The organism is Micromonospora sp. NPDC047074 (assembly GCF_040643815.1).
GTDB lineage: Bacteria > Actinomycetota > Actinomycetes > Mycobacteriales > Micromonosporaceae > Micromonospora.
Map to the genome: position 1 here is coordinate 1 of NZ_JBEYVB010000024.1, position 21,160 is coordinate 21,160.

Here is a 21,160-nt window from a genome sequence, read left to right on the forward strand (position 1 = left end):
CGGGTGGGCCGAGGACAGGGTGCGGACCCCCCAGCCGCTGAACATGTCGGGGGCCAGCAGCCGGTCGGCGACGAGCGGGGCGATGCGGGCGGGCATGATCAGCCCACCCTGGCCGTGACGTACCCGCCCCACGCGTCGGCGAAGTCCGCGTACGAGACGCCCAGCACCTCCCGCGTGGCCGCACCGACCCTCGCCCCCCGGTAGTGGGCGGCGACGAACTGGAAGAGCTTGCGCTCGCCGTACCGTTCGGCGATGTAACCGATCGCCGAGTGACCCAGCCAGTAGTGGTGGCCCGCCCGCCCAGGTGAGTTCCAGGTGGCGTTGGTCGGCAGGGCCGGATCGCCGTCGAGGGACCTCAGGATCGCCCGGGACGAGGCCGTGCGCTCGCTGGTCGGCCACGGTTTCCGGCCGTACCCCAGGTACTCGGCGAACCCCTCGACCACCCACTTCTCCTGCTCGTCTCCGGCGGCGGCGTCCGGCCCGCGCTCGGTGAGGCTGTTGACGAGCGAGTGGGCCAGCTCGTGCCGGAAGAGCTTCAACTGCCGGTCCCGGCCGCCCTCGGTGAAGTAGTACCGGTCGGTCACGTCGATCACCACCCGGCTGCCGCCGACGCCGGGCCCCGCGCCGTCCGCACCGTCGATCGACCCGTGCGGCGGCACCGCGATCGACAGGCCGGACTCGGCGGGGGTCTGCGTCGTGCTCCGGTAGAGCGAACCCAGCTCCTTCTTGCCCTTGACCATGGAGATGACGAAGCCCTTCGGAATCTCGGCGGTCACCCCGCCGGCCCGCCACGCGGCGAGGTCGTCCACCGCGGCCTGCTCGGCCAGCGGCGCGTACCGCTGGGCCTGCGCCCGCAGCGACCCGTCGACGATCAGCAGCGTGTGCGGGGTCCGCTCGACGTGGACGCTGCGCCACTTGTCCCACGGCGCCGGGTAGTAGGCGACGCCGCCGCGCGCCCGGTCCTGGGCGAGGCCGCCGACCGCGGTCACCTTCAGCGGGGCGTCCTCCCCGGTGCGGACGACCGTCCAGGTGTAGAGCTCCGCGACGGGCGCGAGGTCGTACCCGTCGAGCTGGTGCACGAACGACACCGTGAGGTCGAACGTGGTCCCGGCCCCGGCGGGCCTGGCGGCGCTCCTGGTGAGCCGCTCGTACCGGCTCTCGGCCAGCGGCAGTTTGACCAGGTTGTGGAACAGGCTGGTCTGCCGGGCGACCAGGTCGGCGTCCGCCGCGTCGAACGGGGCCACGAACGCGGCCAGGTCCCGCTCCTTGAGCGCCCTGGTGTGCCCGGCCAGCAGGCTGTCGATCTCCGTCGTCTCGTCGTGCTCCCCGTCGGCGCCGGTCGTCGTCCCGACCCAGTCGGCCAGGTGGCCCCGCGCCCCGAAGGCCGCGCCGGCACAGAGCACCAGCACCAGCAGCGCCGCGCCGAGGCCTATCCACAGGCCACGCCGGGACCGCCCGCCGCGCGGCGACGGGGGCGCTGGCGGGCCGTAGGTGCCTGGCGGGCCGTACGACCCGGGGGCCGCGTGGGGTCCCGGTGGCGGGAACGGCGCGGCGGGGTGGACGTGGGACCGGGGAACGGGAGGGGGTCCTTCGGTCATCTCGGCTCCTCGTCGGGCAGCGGGGACCGGGGTGCACAAGGGAGCACCCCGGTCGGCGTCGCGCCATTATTTCCGCCGGCGCCCGCCCGGATCTGCCCCGCCGGGCGGCGGCGACCGAGAAGAGGCACCACCACCCGCCGCCGCGACTGGCAGGATGACCGGATGGACCTCGACACCGGCGCCGGGCTGCTGCACCGGCTGACGTCCTACGTCCCGGACCGCGAGTGGGACGTGCCCGTGGACGACCCCCGCGTCCGGCACGACCTCGTGCCGAACGACCTCGAGACCCTGCCGCCGCCCATGAAGCACTATCCGGACGGCCCGCCCGTCCTGGCCCTGCCGCGCGACCTGCCCGCCCCCGACGTGGCCGCGACGGCCGTGCTGGCGGGCGTCCCGGCCACGGCGCGCCCCCTCGACGCCGGGCAGCCGCTCGACGCGGCGCAGCTCGGTCGCGTGCTCTTCCTCGGCGCCGGCGTCGTCCGCACCGCGGAGCGCAACGGCCGCCCGGTCCTCTACCGCGCCGCCGGCTCGGCGGGGGCACGGTTCCCGCTGGAGGTCTACGCGAGCACGCGCGGCGTCGCGGGGGTCCCGGACGGCGTGCACTGGTACGACGCGCGCCGGCACGCGCTCGTCCAGGTGGGCCCCGCCGCCACCGGCACGGCCACGACGCTCGTGGTGACGGGCGTGCCCTGGCGGACGGGCTGGCGCTACGCCGAGCGCGGGTGGCGGCACCTCTACTGGGACGCCGGCACGCTGCTGTCCCAGTTGTCGGCGGCTGCGGCAAGCGCCGGCCTGGCCCCGCGACTGCGGTCGCTGTTCCCCGACGCCGCCGTACGCGCCCTCGTCGGTGCCGACGGCGTGCACGAGTACCCGCTGGCCCTGCTGTCGCTCGGCGACGGCGAGCCCGCGACCGGGCCCACCGGGCCGGCGGTCCCCGGGGAACTGCCACCGGTCGAGCTGCCGCTCTGCACGACCGCGCAGCGCGCCGGCGAACGGGACGCCCTCGGGGCTCCCTGGCCGCAGCCGGCCGCGCTGCCGGTCCATCCGCCGTCCGACCCGCTCGACGAGGTCGTGCGCCGGCGCGGGTCGCAACGGCGGATGGACCGGTCCCGGACGCTGCCGCGCCACCTGCTGGAGTGGTCGCTGGCCGCCGCCCTGCGCGGCGTGACGGTGCCGCACTGGGTCGCCGTGCACGGCGTCGACGACGTGGCGCCCGGCCTCTACCGGTGGCCCGACCTGTCGACGCCGCTGCGCGCGGGTGACCTGCGCGACGAGTTGCTCCGGGTCTGCCTGGGCCAGGGGCTCGCCGGCGACGCGGCCTTCGTCGTCATCGCCGCGACGCCGCTGTCCACCCTGGACGACCGCGGCTACCGCGACGCCCAGCTCGCCGCCGGGCTCGTCGAGGGCCGGCTGCACCTGGCGGCGTACGCCCTGGGCGCGAGCGCCTCCGGCATGACGTTCGTCGACTCGGAGGTCCCGGGGCTGCTGGGCGAGCCGGCCGACCTCGCGGCGCTGCTCTTCACCTGCGTGGGCGTCCCGGAATACCGGTCGCGCGCGGGCGGCGGGCCGGGCGCCCCGGTGCGGGTCCGTCCGGTCACCCCCCGCGTCCAGGAGTCGTGACGCCGTCGGGCGTGCCGACGCCCCCGCCGATCACCACGACCCGCGCCCACTCCGGTGGCGTGTCCGGCACGTACTCGGGGTCGTCCTCGTCCCACGATCCCCGGTACGAGCGCTCGCGGGGAAACAGCCCGACCACCGTGCGGCAGGGCGGTGGGGAGACCGGCCAGGGCGTCTGCCCGTCGGTCAGGACCACGACGACGTCCGGTCGGGGCCGGCTCCGCAGCGCCCGGGCGAAGCCGGTCCGCAGGTCCGTCCCGCCCCCGCCCACCAGCGGGATCTCCTCGGCGCGGCACAACGGGTGCACCCGCTGGGCCGCCGCGTCGCACGACAGCACGGTGACCAGGTCACGCCGGCCGCCGACGGCGCGGGAGATGGCCGCGACCTCCAGCAGCGCACTGCCCAACTCGGCGTCGCTTACCGACCCGGAGGTGTCGACGACCACGCATACCCGTGGGGGCCTGCGCCGCAGGCTCGGCAGGACGACACCGGGCACCCCGGCGGAACGCCGCGCCGGCCGGCCGTACGTGTAGTCCTGGCCCGCGCCCGCGCCGGAGGCCGCCGAGCGGATCGCCGCCCCCAGCAGGTCCCGCCACGGCTGGGGCGGGTGGAACGCCTCCTGCGCCCACCTCCGCCAGCCCTTCGGGACGTCGCCGGGGCGGCCGGTGATGCCCTCGGCCACCCGGAACCGTACCGCGTCGCGTTCCTGCGGGCTGAGGCCGTACGCGCCGTCCGGCCCCAGGTCCCACTCACGGTCCAGCCCGTCCGCGCCGCTGCCGCAGTCCAGCCAGACCAGTCCCTGCGTACGCGGGCCGAGCCGGAACTGACGCAGGTAGTCCTCCATCAGCTCCCCCTCCGGCAACCCCAGCAACGCCGGGTCGACGACGCCCTCGGGTCGGGTCAGCCCGTCACCGAAGGCGTCGTCGTTGATCTCGCAGTCCGCCGCGATGTTCATCCGTAGCCGCTCCCCCGGCCCGGTCAGCCCCCGCTCCCGCGCGACCCGGTCGCTGCGCCCGTGGTGGTCGCGCAGCAGGTGTGAAACCTCGTGCACCCACACCCCGGCGAGTTCCTCCACGGGCGTGCGGTCCACGAACACCGGCGAGACGTAGCACCGCCAGTGCCGGTCCACCGCCATCGTCGGCACCAGGCGCGACTCCACCACGTGCAGGGCGAACAGCGCCGACGCCAGGTAGGGCCGGACCCGGGCGGCGTGCAGCCGGGCGGCGAAGAGCTTCTCCCGGTCCAGGGTCCCCGTACCCGGAATCACCGGCCGGCCCCCGCGGCGGCGGCGACACGCGCCTGGTCGGCGCGGCGGGACACCGACACCGCGCCCGCGAGCCGCTCGATCGCCGCCGGCACGTCCCAGTCCTCCTGCCGCAGGGCGGCAAGCGTGCTCGCGGGGACGACCACGAGATCCGGGGGCCCGGTCTCCAGCGCCCGGACCAGCAGCGCCCAGGCCGCGTCCCAGCGGGCCCTGTCCGGGCGACCGCGGACCGCTTCCACCACCCCGTCCAGGACGGCCTGCCGCAGGTCGCCGCGCTCCGGCAGAGCGGCGGTCGCCGGATCGGCCAGCAGCGTCTCGGGGTCGGGCAGGTCCATCCGGTCCATGCTGGCCAGCAGCTCCAGCCCCGGGCCGTCGCCGACCGCGCCCCGGACCAGCATCGACAGCACCTCCCGGGAGGTGCCCGCCGCGGTCGCGAAGGCGATCAGCCGCAGGGTCATCTCCCAACTGCGGGGCGAGGGCCACGGGCCACCCCGGCGGGTCTCGGTGCCGGGCAGCCGGTGTACGAGCGCGGGGCGGGCGGCCAGCAGCCCGCACACCGCGCGGCGGGCGAAGGTGACGGCCTCCGGCAACCGCTCCGGGCGCAGCCGGGGCAGATCCGCGCGGGGCCAGGTGCCGCCCAGGCCGCGCACCACGACCTCGTGGTCGTGCACCCACTGGAGGTGGACGAAGCGGTTGGCCAGGGGTGGGCTCAGCTCCCAGCCGTCGGCCGCCGAGGATCGCGGGTTCGCGGCGGCCACGATCCGGATGCCGGCCGGCAGCCGCAGCGCGCCCACCCGCCGTTCGAGCACGAGGCGGAGCAGGGCGGCCTGGACGGCCGGCGGGGCGGTGGACAACTCGTCGAGGAACAGCAACCCACGACCGGCCCGGACCAGGCGTACGGCCCAGTCCGGCGGCGCCATCGGGACGCCCTGTGCCGCCGGGTCGTCACCGACGATCGGCAGTCCCGAGAAGTCGGACGGCTCGTGGACGCTGGCGACGACGGTCGTCAGCGGCAGGCCCAGTTCCGTCGCGAGCTGCGTCAGGGCGGCGGTCTTGCCGATTCCCGGTTCGCCCCACAGCAGCACGGGGAGGTCGGCGGCCACGGCCAGGGTCAGCGCCTCCAGCTGCGTGTCGGGGCGGGGTTCGGTGCTGGTGTCGCGCAGCAGCGCGAGCAGTTCGGCGGCGACGTCGAGCTGCGAGGTGTGGGCCTGGTCGGCGGGCAGGACGGCGGCAACGGTCATGGAATCACCTGTGTCTCTCGTGGCGGTGCGGATGGGAGCGGAGCGGGGACGTCCCCGGTCAGCGGGCGATGGTGTGGCGCGGGTACGCGCGGCGGTCGCGGGTACGGCGGTGCCCCGGGGCGGTGGGGCCCCGGCCGGGCCCGGCAAGTCCGGCCCGGAACAGTCCGTACTCGATCCGCCGCAGGGCGGCCGTCTCCAGTTCGTCCCGGAGCGCCCCGGCGCGCAGCACCGCGTCGGGCCCGAGCAGGGCCTCGACGACGGCGAGCGCGCCGGTGGTGTCGCCGTGGTCCAGGCGGGCCCGGACCTCGGGGAGGCACTCCGGGTGGCGGTGCGCCTCGTCGATCGTCCGCAGGCAGGGCAGCGGGGTGCCGGTCAGCGCGGCGAGGAGTTCCTCCCGGCGGATCTCGGCCGGGTCGTGGTCCAGGGCGACGAGCACCCCGTCGACCAGGCCGATCCGGTGCCAGACTCCCCGGCACCGCACGCGCCAGGGCTGCCCCACCGCACACGTCGTCGAAGGTGCCGTGGCCGCCGGCCGGTCGGGGGCCAGTGCCGACGCGACCAGCGGGTGCAGCCGGTCGGGCTCGATCAGCCCGGCGCGGAGCAGCTCCAGGTCGGGTGACACCCAGGTCGCCGCGTCCGGCAGCACCGGCACGGGTCGGTCCGGTCCCGGCGAGGGCCGCCGCGCGCCGGGGCGGCCCTGCGGGGGAGACCAGAAGATCCGCGCCCCGGGTGGCCCGGGGCCGTCCCCGCCCGGGATCAGCTTCAGCAGGAGCCGACGCCGGGCCCGGACCCGCACGGCGACCGTGTCGCCGGGGCGTCCCTCGGCGTGGAGCAGGATGGCCGCCTCGGCCGCCCACCGGTCCACCGCCCAACCCTGTCGCCGCCCCGCCGTCGCCAGTGGATCCGGATCGTCGGCGGGTCGGCTGCCGGCGGGTGGGTGGCCGGCCCCCGAGCGGGTCCGCAGCTCACCGGCCCGCCGGGCGTCCCACAGGTGACGGTGCAGGTCGAGGCGGAACCGGTCGTCGGGGTGCGGGTGCGGATGACGGGAGTCGGCCCCGGAGCGGGACCCGTCCCAGAGCGCCAGGCTGAACCGTTGGCCGGCGTCCGCCCAGGCCGGCGGCGTCCGGACCACGAGGTGCACCGCGTCGCCACCGCCTCCGGCCGGCTCGTACCGGGCCAGGGCGATGGTCAGACCGGGCCGCAGCAGCCCGTCAGGCGCGATCCTCGGCAGGTGCCAGCGCAGCAGGTCCGGCGCCAGGTGGCGAAGATCGGCCCGGAGCCGGTCGGCGAGTTCCCGACCATGGGTGCTGGCCACGGAGCGCGGCTCGACGTCGACGTCGACACGGGCGGCGGCGCACGCCCCGGCCCAGTCCCCGACGGCCCGACGGGCGGCGGCGACCTCGATCATGGACGGCGGCACGGCGAACTCGCGCACGCGCAGCCAGTAGGACGAACGGAGTTCCGGATTCGCGGCCGGGGAGCGCATCAGCACTCACCTTGCGAGAACCGGGCCCCCAATCTGCGGAGAGACGGAGTCATCATCGCCGGGGAGCATACCGGGGTGGGCAGCGGGCTGTCACACCCTTACCCGGTCGTCCCGGCGGGCCACGAAGCCGGTGTCCGGGCGGGTGCCGCACGTGGCACCCGCCCGGACACCCGGGTCGGGGTCGGTCAGCCGAACGCCTTGACCTCCAGCAGGCCCACCGAGGCGGCGCCGCTGGTCAGCACCACCCGCAGCCGGGTCGTGCTGACGGCCGGGAACGTCACCCGGTTGTAGGCGTCGGCCGCCGTCGGGTAGCCGCCGACGCCGGGCACGTCCGCGTACGCGCTGCCGGTCCAGTACTGCAACCGCCAGGACGCCGGCAGCCGCACGCCGCCGCCGTCGTCGAAGAAGTAGACGTCGGCCGACCGCACCGACTGCGGGGCCGACCAGGTCAGCTCCGCCCACTGCTCACCCGTATTGGGCCAGGTGCCCCAGCGCGGGTTCACGGTGTCGTTCGACAGCGGCGGGTCGATGCCGTCGTTGACCGCCGCGACCGACTCCCAGGGTGAGGTGTACGACGCCGACGCCGTGGCCGTACGGGCCAGGTTCTGTGCCGGCGGGGGTCCGCCGCCCCGGCCGTACGCCTTCACCTCGGTCAGCCCGGTCCGGAAGCCGGCCGTGTGGGTGAGCCGTACCCGCAGCCGGGTGGTGCTGACCGGGGTGAACCGGACCCGGTTGTGGTTCGCGCGCGGCGTCGCGGGGGTCCTCGCCTGCGCCGCCGCGTCGACCCACGTGCTGCCGTTGTGGTACTGCACGGTGTACGAGGCCGGCGCCCGGTAGCGGTTGCCGGCGCGGTCGTCGCGGAAGTGCAGCCAGACGTCGTCGACCGTCCGCGCCTGACCCAGGTCGATGTCGAACGTGTCGGTGGCGTTCGGTGAGCCGGAGCTGCCCCACAGCGGCGCGTTGGTGGGGAAGCCGTCCACCGCCGCCGCCGTCGACGTGCCGGCGGCGGTGTACGACGCCGAGGTGCCGGCGCCCTGGGCCAGGTTCGGGGTGGTAGACGTGAGGTCGACGCCGGCCTTGCCGAACATGTCGACCATCCGGGCGCTGCTCTGCTCGACCTGCTGGGGCAGCCGCAGGCCGGGGAAGGCGGCGCTGAAGGTGGTGGTGCCGCCGGCCGGCAGGGTGACCGTGCCGGTGGCCGGGTCGTAGAGCAGCCGGGTCAGGCGGTCCACGGTGGCGACCCGGTTGCCGTCGAGGTAGAGCGAGTAGCCCTGCGGCACGCCCGGATAGCGGGTGACGCCGTCGGCGGGGTCGTCCCAGACGATGCTGAGGTTCGCGTTGCGGTAGCGCAGGTTGTTGACCGCGAAGTGCGACCAGCCGATGCCGATGGGCGACAGCTCGACGGTGGTGTCGGTACGCGGTCGCAGGCCGGCCACGTCCTCGATCACCGTCCAGTTGCTGCTGCCCAGGATGTTGTGGTGGATCCAGGACCGGTAGGTGATGGCCGAGCCGTTCCAGTTGGACCAGAACTCGTTGGCGTCCGGCCACTGGGTGTTGCCGTTGACGTACTGCGCCCAGGTGTTCCAGTACAGCAGCTTCTTGTAGTGCTCGGCGGTCATCCACTGGTTGGGGTAGTTGCGCAGCACCGACGAGTAGAGGCGGAACTGCACTGTCGAGTTGATGGTGGAGAAGTTGTTGCTGCCGGGGTGGCCGGCGGCGGCCGCCGCGGCCTTGTCGCGCTGGTTGGCGGTGTAGAACGGGAAGATCGGGTACTCGGCGGGATCGTCGAACAGGCGCAGCGCCTGCCGGTAGGTGGCGGTGTTCGGCATCAGGCCCACCGCGTACGGGTAGTAGTTGTTGATCTCCTTCCACGGCACGTGGGTGTTCGTCGCGACGTGCCGGTGCTCGATGAGTTGCCGGGCGGGGTTCCACAGCACGTTGACGATCCCGTCGCGGACCCGGTTGGCGAGGGCCTGCATCTCGTTCGCCTTGGCGGTGTCGCCGAGGACCGCGTACGCCTGGGCGGCGGCCAGGGCGTTGCTGTAGACGTAGGCGCCCTCGGCGCGGTCCAGGTTGCCCGCGCGCCAGTGGAACGAGACCGCGTCGGCGTCGTTGCCGGTCATCGCGCCCCAGTCGTACTCGATGACCCCGTTGTCGTCGGTGTCGTAGGTGGCGAGCTGGCCCTTGACGTCCATCTCGGCGTAGCGGGCGAGGTTGCGCAGCATGGCCGGCTGCCCGCCGTGCAGCTGGTACGCCCGCCAGGCGGCCTCGGAGACGTACTGGGTGTAGCTGTTGGACCAGTTCTCCGGGTCGCCCGGGTTGTCCATGAACCGGCCGTTGGCCGACGACTGCCCGACCGACAGCCACGGCCCGTACGAGTGGACCGGGTCACGCAGGTACTTCAGGTCGTCGATGTGCATGGGCTGGGTCAGCACGATGGCGTTGTTGTACCCGGTCACCCCCTCGATCGAGGTGGGGAACTGGAAGTCCTGGCCGGGGATGTCGACGTCGAGGTGGTTGAAGCGCATCAGCCACCAGCGGTAGTAGATGTTCTTCTTGATGGCCGGGTCCGGCACGTCGATGTAGGGCACGTTCTCGGCCCACCAGCGGTGGTAGTCGCGCACGTGGGTGGCGAACGCGGTGGCCGGGGTGGCGGCCCGGTAGCTGGCGTACTCGGTCGCCGACTCGGGGATCTCGTCGGTCAGGAAGCCCATCTGGACCTTGGTGGTGACGCTCTGCCCCGCGCCGAGGGTGACCGAGCGGTTCAGGCCGCCGCTGGCGACCGTGAAGCCGTCGCCGGAGAGCCGGGGGCGGACGGTGGTCAGGTTGTTCTTCACCGCCCGGCTGCCGGTCAGCTCGGCGCCGCTGCCGGTGGTGGCGTACGGCGAGGTGACCCGTAGCTGCACGGTGCTGCTCGCGGAGCCGGTGTTGGTCACGGTCAGGTTGGTCACCGCGACGTTCTGGTGGGTGATGAACTTCGTGACGTCGACGCGCAGCGACCCGCCGGTGTGCACGCTGCGCCAGTGGCTGGGGGCCTGCCAGCGCTGCGCCACCTGTTCGGTCAGGGCGCCGGTGCTGGCGGTGATCGCGTAGGCGTTCTGGCCGCTGATGTTGTCCCAGTACGCCGCGCTGCCGCCGAAGCCGACGACCGCCGGGTTGTGGGTGTACATGAACAGGCCGCGACCCCGGCTCATCAGCCAGGGCCCGGCCGGGTCGTTGCCCGGGCGGGCCAGCAGCCGGTCCATCCAGAAGTCGGTGCCGGCGCGCTCGGCGTCGTAGATGGCCCGCATGGTGTCGCCGGTCTGGTAGCCGACCGGCGGCGCCGGCACGGCCGGTCCGGAGAAGGTGGGATAGCCGATGGTCTGGGCGGCCCGCGCCGGCCCGGTGGCGACCTGGAGGACACTGGCGACCAGGGTCGCCGTGACGAGCGCGGCCAGGCCCGCGCGTGCGGGGCGGAGTCTGCTCATGACGGGAACGCCATCCATTCCAGGACACCTGTGGAGTAGCCGGTGCGGGAGGTGATGGACAGTCGCAGCCGGGTCGTGCTGACCGGGCTGAAGGTGGTCACGTTGTAGGTGTGACCGGCCGTGCCGCAGGCCGTCTGGTTGGGCACGTCGACGTAGGCGGTGCCGTTCCAGTACTGCACCCGGCAGGAGGCGGGCAGGTCGATGCCCTGGTCGTCGTCGAACCAGTAGGCGGCCGTCCGGCCGACGGTGCGGGCGCTCGGCCAGGTGTACTCGACCCACTGGGTGCCCTGCTGGGGCCAGTTGCCGTACGCCAGGTTGCTCCGGTCGGCGGAGCTGGCCGGCACGCCGCCGTTGTTGAGCGCGGCCAGGCTCTCCCAGGCGGACACGTGGGAGGTGGACGCGGTGGCGGCGGGCGCCAGGTTGGTGCCGGCCGGCGGCTGGCCCCCACCGCCGGGGTTGGGCGGCGGGCCCGTGCTGGTCTGGGTGACCGGCTGGATCGTGCCGTCGGCGTTGAAGAACATCCGGTCCACCGCGACGGACCGGCGGAAGTTGCCGCCGCCGGGCGCGTTGGCGTTGTGGTAGACCATGTACCACTGGCCGTTGAGCTGGGCCACGCCCGCGTGGTTGGTGGTCGACGACACCTGGCCGAGCACCACGCCCCGGTGGGTCCACGGCCCGAGCGGGCTGGTGGCGGTGGCGTAGCGCTGGCAGGCGTAGCTCGACGAGGTGACGCAGCCCTGGGTGTCGTTGGCCGCGTACAGCAGGTAGTAGAGGCCGTTGCGCTTGAACATGTTCGGGGCCTCCCAGAAGTGGGTCAGCCCCTGCGGGGTGACCACCTCCCCCACGGTGTCGACCATGTTGCCGGCCAACCGCACGGCCCGCGCCCCCCAGTAGCCGCCCCAGTAGAGGTACGCCTGGCCGTCGTCGTCGACGAAGACGGTGGGGTCGATGTTCAGCGGCGCGGAGTTCGGCGTGCTGTCGCTGATCAGCGGGCCGCCCTTGGCGTCGGTGAACGGGCCGAGCGGGCTGTCGGCGACCGCCACGCCGATGTTCATCCAGCCCGGCCCGTTGCCGTTGACGGAGGTGTACCAGTAGTACCTGCCGTTGCGCTGCTCGACCTCGCTGGCCCAGGCGTCCGCGCCCGCCCAGCCGAAGGTGCCGATGTTCGCCCGGGCGCCGTGGTGCGTCCAGTTCGCGGCGTCGGTGGTGGACAGCACGTGCCACTCGCGCATGACGAAGTTGTTGGTGCCGGTGGGCGCCTCGTCGCGGCCGGCGTAGACGTACATCGTGTTGCCGACCACCAGCGGCGCGGGGTCGGCGGTGTAGATGGTGGTGATGATCGGGTTGGCGGCGGAGGCGGGCAGCGCCACGGCCAGGCTCGCGGCGAGCGTCGCGGCGCAGCCGGCCGCCAGGCTCCGGAACAGGGGTCGTCGTCGCACGGGGTCTCCTGTCGGTACGGACGGAACGGGACGGCCGCCGGTGCCCCGGAACCGGCGGTGGTGCACTGACCGACGGTCGGCCGGTCAGTAGCCGTAGCGGCCCTTCAGGTGGCGCCACCAGTCGCGGAACATCCACCTGTCGAACTCGGTGATCTGCGCCGCGCTGCCGGCCTTCATCAGGAACCCGCCCACGCCGGTGGGCGTCCAGTCGTAGAAGTCGTCGAGGCCGAAGCTGTGCCCGATCTCGTGCAGCACGATGTGCATGTCGGCGGCGTTGATGTTGTTGACGAAGTACTCGCTGCCGACGCGTTGGCCCCAGTCGCCGCCGGCGCCGCCGCCCATGCCGGCGGTGAGCCACAGCGACATGTCGTAGTGCCGGGCGACGCCGCCCGGGCAGTTCGGGTAGGTGCCGTTCTGGTTGAAGAACCGGCCGCACGGCTCGGCGCACTGCGGCGCGTTCTCCCGAATGTCGTTGACGTAGATGTCGACGGAGTTGTCGCTCCACTGCAACTGGTTGCGGTCGCGTACGGCCCAGCCGACCACCCGCACCGGCACGTCCCCGTACGGCCAGGCGTTGTGCCCGACCATGACGTCGGTCCACTTCTTGACCTGCCGGGCCAGCGCGGCGTGGATCTGGTCGCGCAGCGCCGCCGAGACGGGGGCCGGCGAGTCCCACCGGACGCAGTAGTTCAGGTAGCCACGGTTGGCCATCACCTGGTCCCAGCCGTAGTTGCGGAAGGTGTGCAGCTGCGGGTACGTCTGCTCGTAGTGCTGCCAGACCTCGTTGAGCGGGGTGACGAGGTTGGCCGGCGGGTTCCAGCCGCTCGTCGGCGGCGGGTCGACGGGCGGGTTGGTGTGCGCCTTGACCTCCAGCACTCCCACCGAGGCGGCGCCGCTGGTGAGCAGCACCCGCAGCCGGCTGGTGCTGACGGCGGTGAAGGTCACCCGGTTGTACCGGTCGACCGCCACCGGGTAGCCGCTGGCGCCCGCCACGTCGACGTAGCCGCTGCCGTTGAAGGACTGCACCCGCCAGGCGGCGGGCAGCCGCACGCCACCGTTGTCGTCGAAGAAGTAGACGTCCACCGCGCGTACGGTCTGGGTCGAGGTCCAGGTCAGGTCGACCCACTGGGTGCCGGTCTGCGGCCAGGTGCCCCACCGGCGGTTGGTGGTGTCGTTGGAGCGTGGCGGGTCGATGCCGTCGTTGACCGCCGCCACGCTCTCCCAGGGCGAGGTGTACGAGGCCGACGCGGTGGCCGTCCAGGCCAGGTTGTCGCCGGGTGCCGCCTGCGCCGGACCGGCGACGAGCGAGCCGGACGCCAGCAGGGACAGGGCCGCGACGGCCGTCCCCACCGTTCGGATCCACTTCATTCCGTTCCTCCGATCGATAGATGGGAACTCATAGATATCTTGGTGCGGACTCGGCCCGGTTCCGCCGGGCACCCGGCCCAGGTCAGCCCTTCAGCGCCCCCGAGGTGAAGCCGCGCACGTAGCTGCGTTGCAGGAACGCGAACAGCAGCAGGCACGGCACGGCCATGAACACCACGCCGGCCTCCAGCGCCGCGTAGTCGACCGACCCGTGGCTGGCCGTGCGCATGTTCACCACGGCGAGCGTGGTGGTGAACTTCTCGGTCGAGTTGAGCAGAATCAGCGGGGCGAAGAACTCGCTCCACGAGGTGAGGAACGCGAACAGGGCGACCGTGACCAGGCCCGGGCGGACCGCCGGCAGCAGGATCCGCCACAGCACCCCGAGGCTGGTGCAGCCGTCCACCTGGCCCGACTCCTCCAGCTCGCGCGGCACCGCCTCGAACGAGTTGCGCATCATGAACACCGAGAACGGCAGCTGGAACATGATCAGCACGAGGCTCAGCCCGAGCAGCGAGTCCTCCAGCCCCAGCCAGCCGAGCAGCACGTACAGCGCGATCAGGATGGTGGCGTACGGGACCATCAGGATCGACAGGGTGAGCAGGAACAGCACGTCGCGGCCCGGGAACCGGAACCGGCCGAAGGCGTAGCCGCCCAGCGTGGCGACCAGCAGCGTGCCGCCGACGGTCAGCGCGCTGACCGTGACGCTGTTGAGCACGTGCCGGGGCCGGACGCCGTTGTCGGAGGTGAACAGCCGCTCGTAGTTGACCAGGCCGAAGCCGGTGTCGGTGCGTACCGACGCCCAGCCGCTCCAGAGCAGCGGGAAGAGGAAGAGGATGGCGAGCGCCGTGCCGGTGACGTAGAAGCCCCACCGGGAGGCGGTGCCGGAGCCGGTCATCGCGTTCCCCTCACTGCCCGCGGCGTCGCAGGACGCCGAGCTGGATGACGCTGAAGACGACGAGCACGGCCAGCAGCGCCACCGAGACGCCGGCGGCGGAGCCGAGGTCGAGCCGGACGAACGCCTCCCGGTAGATCACCATGACCAGGGACGTGGTGCTGTTGTCCGGCCCGCCGCGGGTCAGGATCCAGAACTGGTCGAACGCCAGCAGCGAACCGGTGACCATCATGGTGAGCACCAGGGCGATCGTCGGGCGCATCAGCGGCAGGGTGATCAGCCGGAAGGTCTGCCAGCGGTTGGCCCCGTCCGTCCGCGCCGCCTCGTACACCTCGGTCGGGATCGCCTGGAGGCCGGTCAGCAGGATGAGCATGTTGAAGCCGGCGAAGCGCCACAGCACCAGCGTCACGGCCGAGGCCAGCGCGGAGTTCGCGCTGCCGCTGGTCCACGAGGTGTAGCCGTCGACCAGCCCGAGGCCGGACAGGATCGGCCGCACCGGGCCGATCTCGTCGCTGAGCAGGCCGAGGAAGAGCAGCGAGGCGCTGGCGAAGCCGACCGCCATCGGCAGGAAGAACGCCGTCCGGAAGAAGCCCACCCCCGGGCGCCGGCGCTGCACGAGCAGCGCGAGCCCGAACGCGACGGCGAAGAGCAGCACCGTCATGACCACGGTGTACTTCACGGTGAAGACCGCCGCGCCCCGCACCAGCTCGTTGTCGGCGATGCCCGCGTAGTTGTCCGGCGCGTTCAGCTCGGGGGCGCCGAGCAGCGGCCACCGGTGCAGCGACATCCAGCCGACCAGCGCGAGCGGCACCAGGAAGAACACGCCCACCACCAGGGCCGTCGGGGTGGCGTACGCCAGGCCGAGCAGGGCCCGGCGGCGGCGCGACGGGCTGCTCCGGCGGCGCGGCGGAATCCCCGTGCCGGCCGGACCCGTGCCGGTGGCCTCCGGCGGCGTCAGGGTGGTCGTGGGCATCGGCCCCTCCGGTGAGAGGGTGGCCCGCCCGCCGAGGCGCAGGCGGGCCACCGGTCGGTGTCAGCTCTGCCGCAACGACCTGGTGATCGCGGCGTTGCCGGAACGCAGCGCCTCGGCGGCGTCGCCGAACAGCGCCCCCCGCACCGTGGCCAGCCACGGGCTCTGCGGGTCGTTGAACGAGGCGTTGAAGTTGCGGGCGTACGGCGTGCGGCCCTTGGCCATCAGCCGGTTGACGGTCACCACGCGCGGGTCGGCCGAGGAGTACCTGTTCTCGGCCAGATCGGTGCGGGTGGGCACGCCCTTGTTCTTCGCGACGACCTCCACCTGCGCCTCGTCCGACATCGTCCAGGCCAGGAAGTCCCACGCCTGGGCGGCCTTGTCGCTGGTCGCGCCGATGCCGATGGCGTCGCCGCCGACGAAGGTGGACTCGCCGCCGGTCATCCCCGGAATCGGCGCGACGCCCATCTCGACCCCGGCCTCCTCGATCAGGCCCAGCCACACCGAGGGCCCCGGCGCGATGCCGACCTTGCCGCCCTTGAGCGCGCCGAGCCAGGTCGGGCCGGCCTCGTCCCGGGACGCCGGGGCCGCCACGCCCTCCTCGTAGAGCGCGCGGTACAGGGCGAAGACCTCCGCCATCTGCGGGGAGTCGACCGACGCGGCGGTGCCCTTGTCGTCGAGCACGTCGCCGCCGGCCGCCCAGACCGAGGGCCAGAAGGTGAACTCGACGCAGCCGCCGCAGTTGCCGCCGAAGTAGGTGCCGTCGACGCCGCCGCCGAGCCGGTCGACGGCCCGCGCGTGCTCGGCGAACTCGCGCAGGGTGCGCGGCGGCCGCTCCGGGTCGAGGCCGGCCCGCTTGTACAGCGCCTTGTTGTAGAGCAGCACCGACATGTCGATGGTGTGCGGCACGGCGAAGTTGCGGCCCTCGTGGCTGCCGGCCCGCACGTGCGCGGGGGCCACCCGGTCCCGCACGGGCAGCGCGGCGAACCGGTCGGTGACGTCGCGCCACAGCCCCTGCGAGGCGTACTGCGGCGCGAAGACCACGTCCGCGGCGAACAGGTCCGGCAGCGCCTTCGCCCCGGCCGCCGAGGCGAGCTTCGCGGGGTACTCCTCGTTCGGGTAGGCGGTCACCCGCACCTGGTTGCGGTGCGTCCGGTTGTACGCCTCGGCGTACGCCTTGGAGACGGACTCGGTGGCGGCGCGGGTCCACAGGGTCAGCGTCGCCCCGTCGTCGACCTGCGCCGCCGTCGTCGCGCCCTGGTCCTCGTCGGCGCCGCAGGCCGCCAGGCTCACGGCGAGCAGCGCGGCCGCGAGGACCGCCACCGGCCGGTGGCCGATCATGGCTCTCACTGGTCTCTCCCTCCGCAACAGCGGGTGGTGGGCATCTCGGTGTGGTCCGGGTCAGGCGGTCGGGAGCCAGACCCGCATGGTGGACGGGCCCCGCCGGGCCCAACGGTGGTACGGCACGAGCCGGACCGCCGCCGGGTGCGTCACGGTCGCGGGCTGCTCGTCGGCGTACGGCCAGGGCCCGTCCGGCGGGGTGCCGATGCCGCCGGTCACGGTCGCGCCGTCGCCGTCCGGCCCCGGTGGCGTGCGGGTGTCGACCCGCAGGGCGTCGAGGTCGTCGCCGGCCTGGTCGACGGACTCGGCGCAGAGCACGACGGGGCCGCGCTCGACGGCCACGCAGCCACGCACCGCGTCGATCCGGGGATCCGGTACGGTCCAGCGCGGCCGCATCGGCAGCGCCAGGCGGATCTCGTCGCCCACGGCCAGGTCCGGGAACAGCGCCGGCTCGCCGGGTGGTACCGACCGCCGGCCGGCCCGGTCGGTGACGGTCGCCCCGGCCGCCCACGGCGGCACCCGCAGGGCCAGCGTCCACGGGCCGTCGGCGGCGGTGACCCGCACCGTCACGTCGCCCCCGGCGGGGTAGTCGGTGCGCATCCGCAGGCCGACCGCGCGGCCGTCGGCCAGCCGGGTGTCGACCTCCGCGTCGGCGAACTGGTGCACCTGGAGGCCGCCGTCGTCGGCGGTGACCAGGTAGCCGGCGAGGCTGGCCAGCAGCCGGGCCACGTTGGGCAGGCAGCAGGACACCTCGAACCACGGCGCCCGGGGCCCGCCGCCGAAGCCGAGCTGCTCACGGTCGGCCGGCACCGTCGGAGTCGGGGTGCGCTGGTGCAGGGTGTTCGCGTAGAAGAAGGACCGGCCGTCGTCGGAGACCGACGTCGCCACCACGTTGTAGAGGATCCGTTCGATGACGTCGGCGTAGCGCGGCTGCCCGGTGGCCAGCAGCAGCCGCCAGGCGAGCATGACCGCCGCGACGCCCGCGCAGGTCTCCGCGTACGCCCGGTCGGCCGGCAGCACGAAGTCGTCGCCGAACGCCTCGTCGGCGTGGCGGGCGCCCATCCCGCCGGTCAGGTAGGTGCGCCGGGCCAGGGTGCGGTCGAACTGCGCGGCGACCGCCTCCAGCAACTCGTCGTCGCCGGTCTCGACGGCCACGTCCACCGCGCCGCTGGCCAGGTAGAGCGCCCGGACCGCGTGCCCGCGCAGCACCCGCGCGGCGCGCACCGGCTGCTCGTCGCTGAAGTACGCCCAGCCGACGTGGTGCTGGGGGATGCTGCGGTGGCCGCGCCGCTCGACGAACAGCGACGCCTGCTCCAGGTAGCGCTGCTCCCCCGTCACCCGGGCCAGCTCGACGAGCGCCGGCTCGATCTCGGGGTGCCCGCAGACGCCCCACACGCCGTCGGGGCCGAACGTGTCGCAGACGTGGTCGGCGGCCCGCCGGGCGACGTCCAGCAGCTCGTCGGCGCCGGCGACGCGGGCCCGGGCGACGGCCGCCTGCACGAGGTGCCCCGTGCAGTACAGCTCGTGGCCGAAGGCCAGGTCGCTGTACCGGGGTCGCTGCCCCGGCCGGCCGTACGCGGTGTGCAGGTAGCCGTCGGGCGCCTGCGCCGCCCGCACCGCCCGGGTCAGCTCGCGTAGTTCGGCCTCGCGGCCGGCGTCCGGGCGTCGGCCGAGCTCCCAGGCGACGGCCTCCATGAGCTTGTAGACCTCGGAGTCGGAGAACTCCCGGCCGCGCCGGTCCGGAGACCCGTGACCGGTCTCGGCGGTGGTGAAGTTCCCGGTCCAGCCCAGCTTGTCCATCCACGCCCGGGCGTGCTCCAGGGTGGCCCCGCCGTTGGTGGCCTGCCGGCTCCCCCAGAACCCGCCGTCGATCCGGACCTCCGCCAGCCCGAGGGGTCGCCGACGCCCACGGGACGGCACGACGGGACGACCGCCGGTGGGGTCGGCTCCGAGGGGTGTGGACGGCATGGACCCTCCCTGAAGGTGACTCAGATCACGACCTGCCGTCACCCTGCCGCACGAAAACGTTTTCGACAAGATGTCCGGACGGTAAAACCCGGGCGACATTCCTCGGTCACCGCCGTCTTCCTCCAATCTCAATGGACAGCTACGCTGGTGGTCGCGCGAAGGGCGGCGCCACGCTCCCCCTCGCCCCGAAAACGACAGGAAGGATTTCGGTGGGTCGGCTGCGCTCCCGGTCCGTGACCCTGCGGGACGTGGCGGATCGCGCCGGCGTCTCGGTTTCCACCGCGTCCAAGGCGCTGAACTCGCGGGCCGAGGTGGCCCCGGCCACCCGGGAGCGGGTGCTGCGCGCGGCGTCCGAGCTGTCGTTCCAGCCGAACGTGCTGGCCCGTGGCCTGATCTCCGGGCGCACCCGGACGGTCGGGTTGCTCACCGACGAGCTGGCCGGCCGGTTCGCGATCCCCATCCTGCTGGGCGCCGAGAACGCGCTCGGCAACGAGCAGATGTCCGTGCTGCTGTGCGACGCCCGCGGCGACGCCATCCGCCGCCAGCACTACATCCGCACCCTGCTCGCCCGGCAGGTCGACGGGTTCATCATCGTGGGCGACAGCAACGACCTGCGGCCGTCGCTGACCCGGGACATCCCGGTGCCGGTGGTCTACGCGTACGGCGAGTCGACGGATCCGGGCGACCTCTCCGTCCTCGCCGACGACGAGGGCGGCGCCCGCCTCGCCGCCGAGCACCTGGTGTCGCACGGGCGGCGGTGGATCGGCCACATCACCGGGCCGGAGACCTACCGCGCGGCCCGCGACCGGGCCACCGGGCTGCGCGCGGTGCTGGCCGAGGCGGGGCTGTCCCTGGCCGGCGACCCGCTGTACGGCGAGTGGTCGCAGCGGTGGGGCCGGCACGCCGCGCGGCTGCTGCTGGCCGCCCGGCCCGAGGTCGACGCGGTCTTCTGCGGCAACGACCAGATCGCGGCCGGGGTCGCCGACACGCTACGCGACCTGGGCCGGCGGATCCCGGACGACGTGGCCATCGTCGGCTACGACAACTGGGAGTTCTTCGCCGCCGACTGCCGCCCGCCGCTGACCACCGTTGACCTCAACCTCGAACAGCTCGGCGCCACCGCCGTCAACCATCTCTTCGCCGCCCTCGACGGCGACCGCGCCGCCGGCGTGGTCCGCCAGCCCGGCCGCCTCGTGGTCCGCGAGTCCACCGGGCCGGCACCGCACCGCTGAACCCATCGGGCGGCACGTGCCCCGCGCTCAGTCGGGCGGAGCCGCGACGCTGTCCCGCCGGACGAGGGTGGGCGCGATGGTGTGCCGCCCGACCGTTCCCGCGCCGGACTCGATCTGGGCGAGCAGCAGATCCAGGCTGGCCCGGGCCACCGCGTCGAAGTCCGGCCGGACGGTGGTCAGTGGCGGAATGAAGTACGCCGCCTCCGGCACGTCGTCGAAGCCGACCACGCTCACGTCGTCGGGCACCCGCCGGCCGCGTTCGCTCAGCGCCCGCAGCACGCCGAGGGCCAGATGGTCGTTCGCAGCGAAGATCGCGGTGACCTCGGGCATCCGGGCGAGCATCTGCCCGGCCCGGTAGCCGGAGGCCGCGCTCCAGTCCGCCGGGATCACCGGCGGCACCTCGGCGCCGGCCGCGTGCAGGGCCTCGCGCCAGCCCGTGATCCGCCCGGCGCTGTCGAACCAGTCCGCCGGGCCGGAGACGTGCCACACCGTCCGGTGACCCGCCTCCAGCAGGTGCCGCGTCGCCATCCCCGCGCCGGCCACCTGGTCGACGGTGACCAGGGCCGTGGCCCGTTCCGGGTCGCCGTCGACGGTCACCAGAGGCACCGCGTCCGGCAGGTGGTCGAGCGCCTCGCCGGCCGAGGCCACCGGCGCGATCAGCACGATGCCGGCGACCCGGTGGTCGAGGTGCCGCTCCACCACGGCGGAGATGGACCGCCGGTCCAGCGTGCTGACGCTGCCCACGCTGACCGCGAACCCCGCCGACGCGGCGGCCTGCTCGAACGCCGCGAGCAGCGACGCCGGGCCGTAGAGGGTGCTGTTCTGGGCGACCACGCCGATCAGCTGGGACCGGCCGGTGACCAGCGCGCGGGCCGCCCGGTTCGGCCGGTAGCCGAGCTGGGCGATGGCGGCCCGCACCCGGGCCCGGGTCTCCTCACGGACGTTGGGGTGCCCGTTGAGCACCCGGGAGACCGTCTGGTGGGAGACCCCGGCGAGGCGGGCCACGTCCGTCATGGCGGGATCGCGCATCCGGCCATTATCCACCGCCGCCGGGGCCCGGCCCGTGGCCGCGGTGGTCACGCGTCCGGCATCGGCGCGCGGGCTGCCCAGGCGATCGCGCCCAGCAGGTGGGCGCGGAACTCGAAACTCATCCGCCCATCCTGCCGCACGGCGGGCGATGAAGGATTTCGCCACCTTTCCGCACCGTAGCGGAAGGCGTTTACATCGTCGACCGTCGCGGTGTACGTTACCGCCACCCGTCGACACCAATCGATGTCGAC

At 73.9% G+C, this 21,160-nt stretch carries 14 protein-coding genes; 2 read left to right on the forward strand and 12 right to left on the reverse strand.

Going from position 1 to position 21,160, the window contains the following annotated elements:
• Positions 1 to 98: 98 nt before the first annotated feature.
• A complete protein-coding gene (locus tag ABZ809_RS23645; protein WP_357564753.1) occupies positions 99 to 1,598 on the reverse strand; it encodes a hypothetical protein in 1,500 nt (499 codons plus the stop codon).
• A 162-nt stretch (positions 1,599 to 1,760) separates the two neighbouring features.
• Here ABZ809_RS23645 and ABZ809_RS23650 point away from each other — a divergent pair, with 162 nt between their 5' ends.
• A complete protein-coding gene (locus ABZ809_RS23650; RefSeq protein WP_357564754.1) occupies positions 1,761 to 3,218 on the forward strand; it encodes a hypothetical protein in 1,458 nt (485 codons plus the stop codon).
• On the opposite strand, the gene ABZ809_RS23655 is transcribed toward ABZ809_RS23650, so the two are convergent.
• The 10 genes from ABZ809_RS23655 to ABZ809_RS23700 all read right to left on the reverse strand — a co-directional run bounded on the left by ABZ809_RS23655 (position 3,193) and on the right by ABZ809_RS23700 (position 18,648).
• Positions 3,193 to 4,479, reverse strand: a complete 1,287-nt coding sequence (locus ABZ809_RS23655) for a VWA-like domain-containing protein (protein WP_357564806.1) — start codon at positions 4,477 to 4,479, stop codon at positions 3,193 to 3,195. The two genes, ABZ809_RS23650 and ABZ809_RS23655, sit on opposite strands and share 26 nt — an antisense overlap.
• Entirely contained in the window at positions 4,479 to 5,720 is a 1,242-nt protein-coding gene (locus ABZ809_RS23660) for a MoxR family ATPase (protein WP_357564755.1), read from the reverse strand. Before ABZ809_RS23660 ends, ABZ809_RS23655 begins: the two co-directional genes overlap by 1 nt.
• Positions 5,721 to 5,778: 58 nt before the next feature.
• Entirely contained in the window at positions 5,779 to 7,206 is a 1,428-nt protein-coding gene (locus tag ABZ809_RS23665; protein ID WP_357564756.1) for a hypothetical protein, read from the reverse strand.
• Between the two features lie 185 nt (positions 7,207 to 7,391).
• Positions 7,392 to 10,673 carry a discoidin domain-containing protein gene (locus ABZ809_RS23670; protein ID WP_357564757.1) on the reverse strand — a complete coding sequence of 1,094 codons (3,282 nt, stop codon included), beginning with the start codon at positions 10,671 to 10,673 and terminating at the stop codon, positions 7,392 to 7,394.
• Positions 10,670 to 12,112, reverse strand: coding sequence for a family 43 glycosylhydrolase (locus ABZ809_RS23675; RefSeq protein WP_357564758.1), 1,443 nt, complete (start codon positions 12,110 to 12,112; stop codon positions 10,670 to 10,672). Before ABZ809_RS23675 ends, ABZ809_RS23670 begins: the two co-directional genes overlap by 4 nt.
• Positions 12,113 to 12,196: 84 nt before the next feature.
• On the reverse strand, positions 12,197 to 13,480 hold the full coding sequence (locus tag ABZ809_RS23680) for a cellulose-binding protein (protein WP_357564759.1): 1,284 nt from the start codon (positions 13,478 to 13,480) through the stop codon (positions 12,197 to 12,199).
• Positions 13,481 to 13,562: 82 nt separating this feature from the next.
• Positions 13,563 to 14,372 (reverse strand): carbohydrate ABC transporter permease, encoded by an 810-nt coding sequence (locus ABZ809_RS23685; RefSeq protein WP_357564760.1) that lies wholly within the window; start codon positions 14,370 to 14,372, stop codon positions 13,563 to 13,565.
• A gap of 10 nt (positions 14,373 to 14,382) precedes the next feature.
• Positions 14,383 to 15,342, reverse strand: coding sequence for a sugar ABC transporter permease (locus ABZ809_RS23690; RefSeq protein ID WP_357564761.1), 960 nt, complete (start codon positions 15,340 to 15,342; stop codon positions 14,383 to 14,385).
• 60 nt (positions 15,343 to 15,402) lie between these two features.
• Entirely contained in the window at positions 15,403 to 16,680 is a 1,278-nt protein-coding gene (locus ABZ809_RS23695; protein ID WP_357564807.1) for a sugar ABC transporter substrate-binding protein, read from the reverse strand.
• 60 nt (positions 16,681 to 16,740) lie between these two features.
• Positions 16,741 to 18,648 (reverse strand): beta-L-arabinofuranosidase domain-containing protein, encoded by a 1,908-nt coding sequence (locus ABZ809_RS23700; RefSeq protein ID WP_357564762.1) that lies wholly within the window; start codon positions 18,646 to 18,648, stop codon positions 16,741 to 16,743.
• A gap of 209 nt (positions 18,649 to 18,857) precedes the next feature.
• Here ABZ809_RS23700 and ABZ809_RS23705 point away from each other — a divergent pair, with 209 nt between their 5' ends.
• Positions 18,858 to 19,880, forward strand: coding sequence for a LacI family DNA-binding transcriptional regulator (locus tag ABZ809_RS23705; RefSeq protein ID WP_357564763.1), 1,023 nt, complete (start codon positions 18,858 to 18,860; stop codon positions 19,878 to 19,880).
• Between the two features lie 27 nt (positions 19,881 to 19,907).
• Here the strand turns inward: ABZ809_RS23705 and ABZ809_RS23710 are convergent, their stop codons facing one another.
• Positions 19,908 to 20,909 (reverse strand): LacI family DNA-binding transcriptional regulator, encoded by a 1,002-nt coding sequence (locus ABZ809_RS23710; RefSeq protein WP_357564764.1) that lies wholly within the window; start codon positions 20,907 to 20,909, stop codon positions 19,908 to 19,910.
• Between the last annotated feature and the right edge of the window lie 251 nt (positions 20,910 to 21,160).

What these genes read in the sequence shown, in the direction of transcription:
- ABZ809_RS23665 (WP_357564756.1), bottom strand. Translation starts at nt 7,206, where the DNA reads ATGCGCTCCCCGGCCGCGAATCCGGAACTCCGTTCGTCCTACTGGCTG.
- ABZ809_RS23680 (WP_357564759.1), bottom strand. Translation starts at nt 13,480, where the DNA reads ATGAAGTGGATCCGAACGGTGGGGACGGCCGTCGCGGCCCTGTCCCTG.
- ABZ809_RS23690 (WP_357564761.1), bottom strand. Translation starts at nt 15,342, where the DNA reads ATGCCCACGACCACCCTGACGCCGCCGGAGGCCACCGGCACGGGTCCG.
- ABZ809_RS23685 (WP_357564760.1), bottom strand. Translation starts at nt 14,372, where the DNA reads ATGACCGGCTCCGGCACCGCCTCCCGGTGGGGCTTCTACGTCACCGGC.
- ABZ809_RS23700 (WP_357564762.1), bottom strand. Translation starts at nt 18,648, where the DNA reads ATGCCGTCCACACCCCTCGGAGCCGACCCCACCGGCGGTCGTCCCGTC.
- ABZ809_RS23645 (WP_357564753.1), bottom strand. Translation starts at nt 1,598, where the DNA reads ATGACCGAAGGACCCCCTCCCGTTCCCCGGTCCCACGTCCACCCCGCC.
- ABZ809_RS23695 (WP_357564807.1), bottom strand. Translation starts at nt 16,680, where the DNA reads ATGATCGGCCACCGGCCGGTGGCGGTCCTCGCGGCCGCGCTGCTCGCC.
- ABZ809_RS23670 (WP_357564757.1), bottom strand. Translation starts at nt 10,673, where the DNA reads ATGAGCAGACTCCGCCCCGCACGCGCGGGCCTGGCCGCGCTCGTCACG.
- ABZ809_RS23710 (WP_357564764.1), bottom strand. Translation starts at nt 20,909, where the DNA reads ATGCGCGATCCCGCCATGACGGACGTGGCCCGCCTCGCCGGGGTCTCC.
- ABZ809_RS23650 (WP_357564754.1), top strand. Translation starts at nt 1,761, where the DNA reads ATGGACCTCGACACCGGCGCCGGGCTGCTGCACCGGCTGACGTCCTAC.
- ABZ809_RS23660 (WP_357564755.1), bottom strand. Translation starts at nt 5,720, where the DNA reads ATGACCGTTGCCGCCGTCCTGCCCGCCGACCAGGCCCACACCTCGCAG.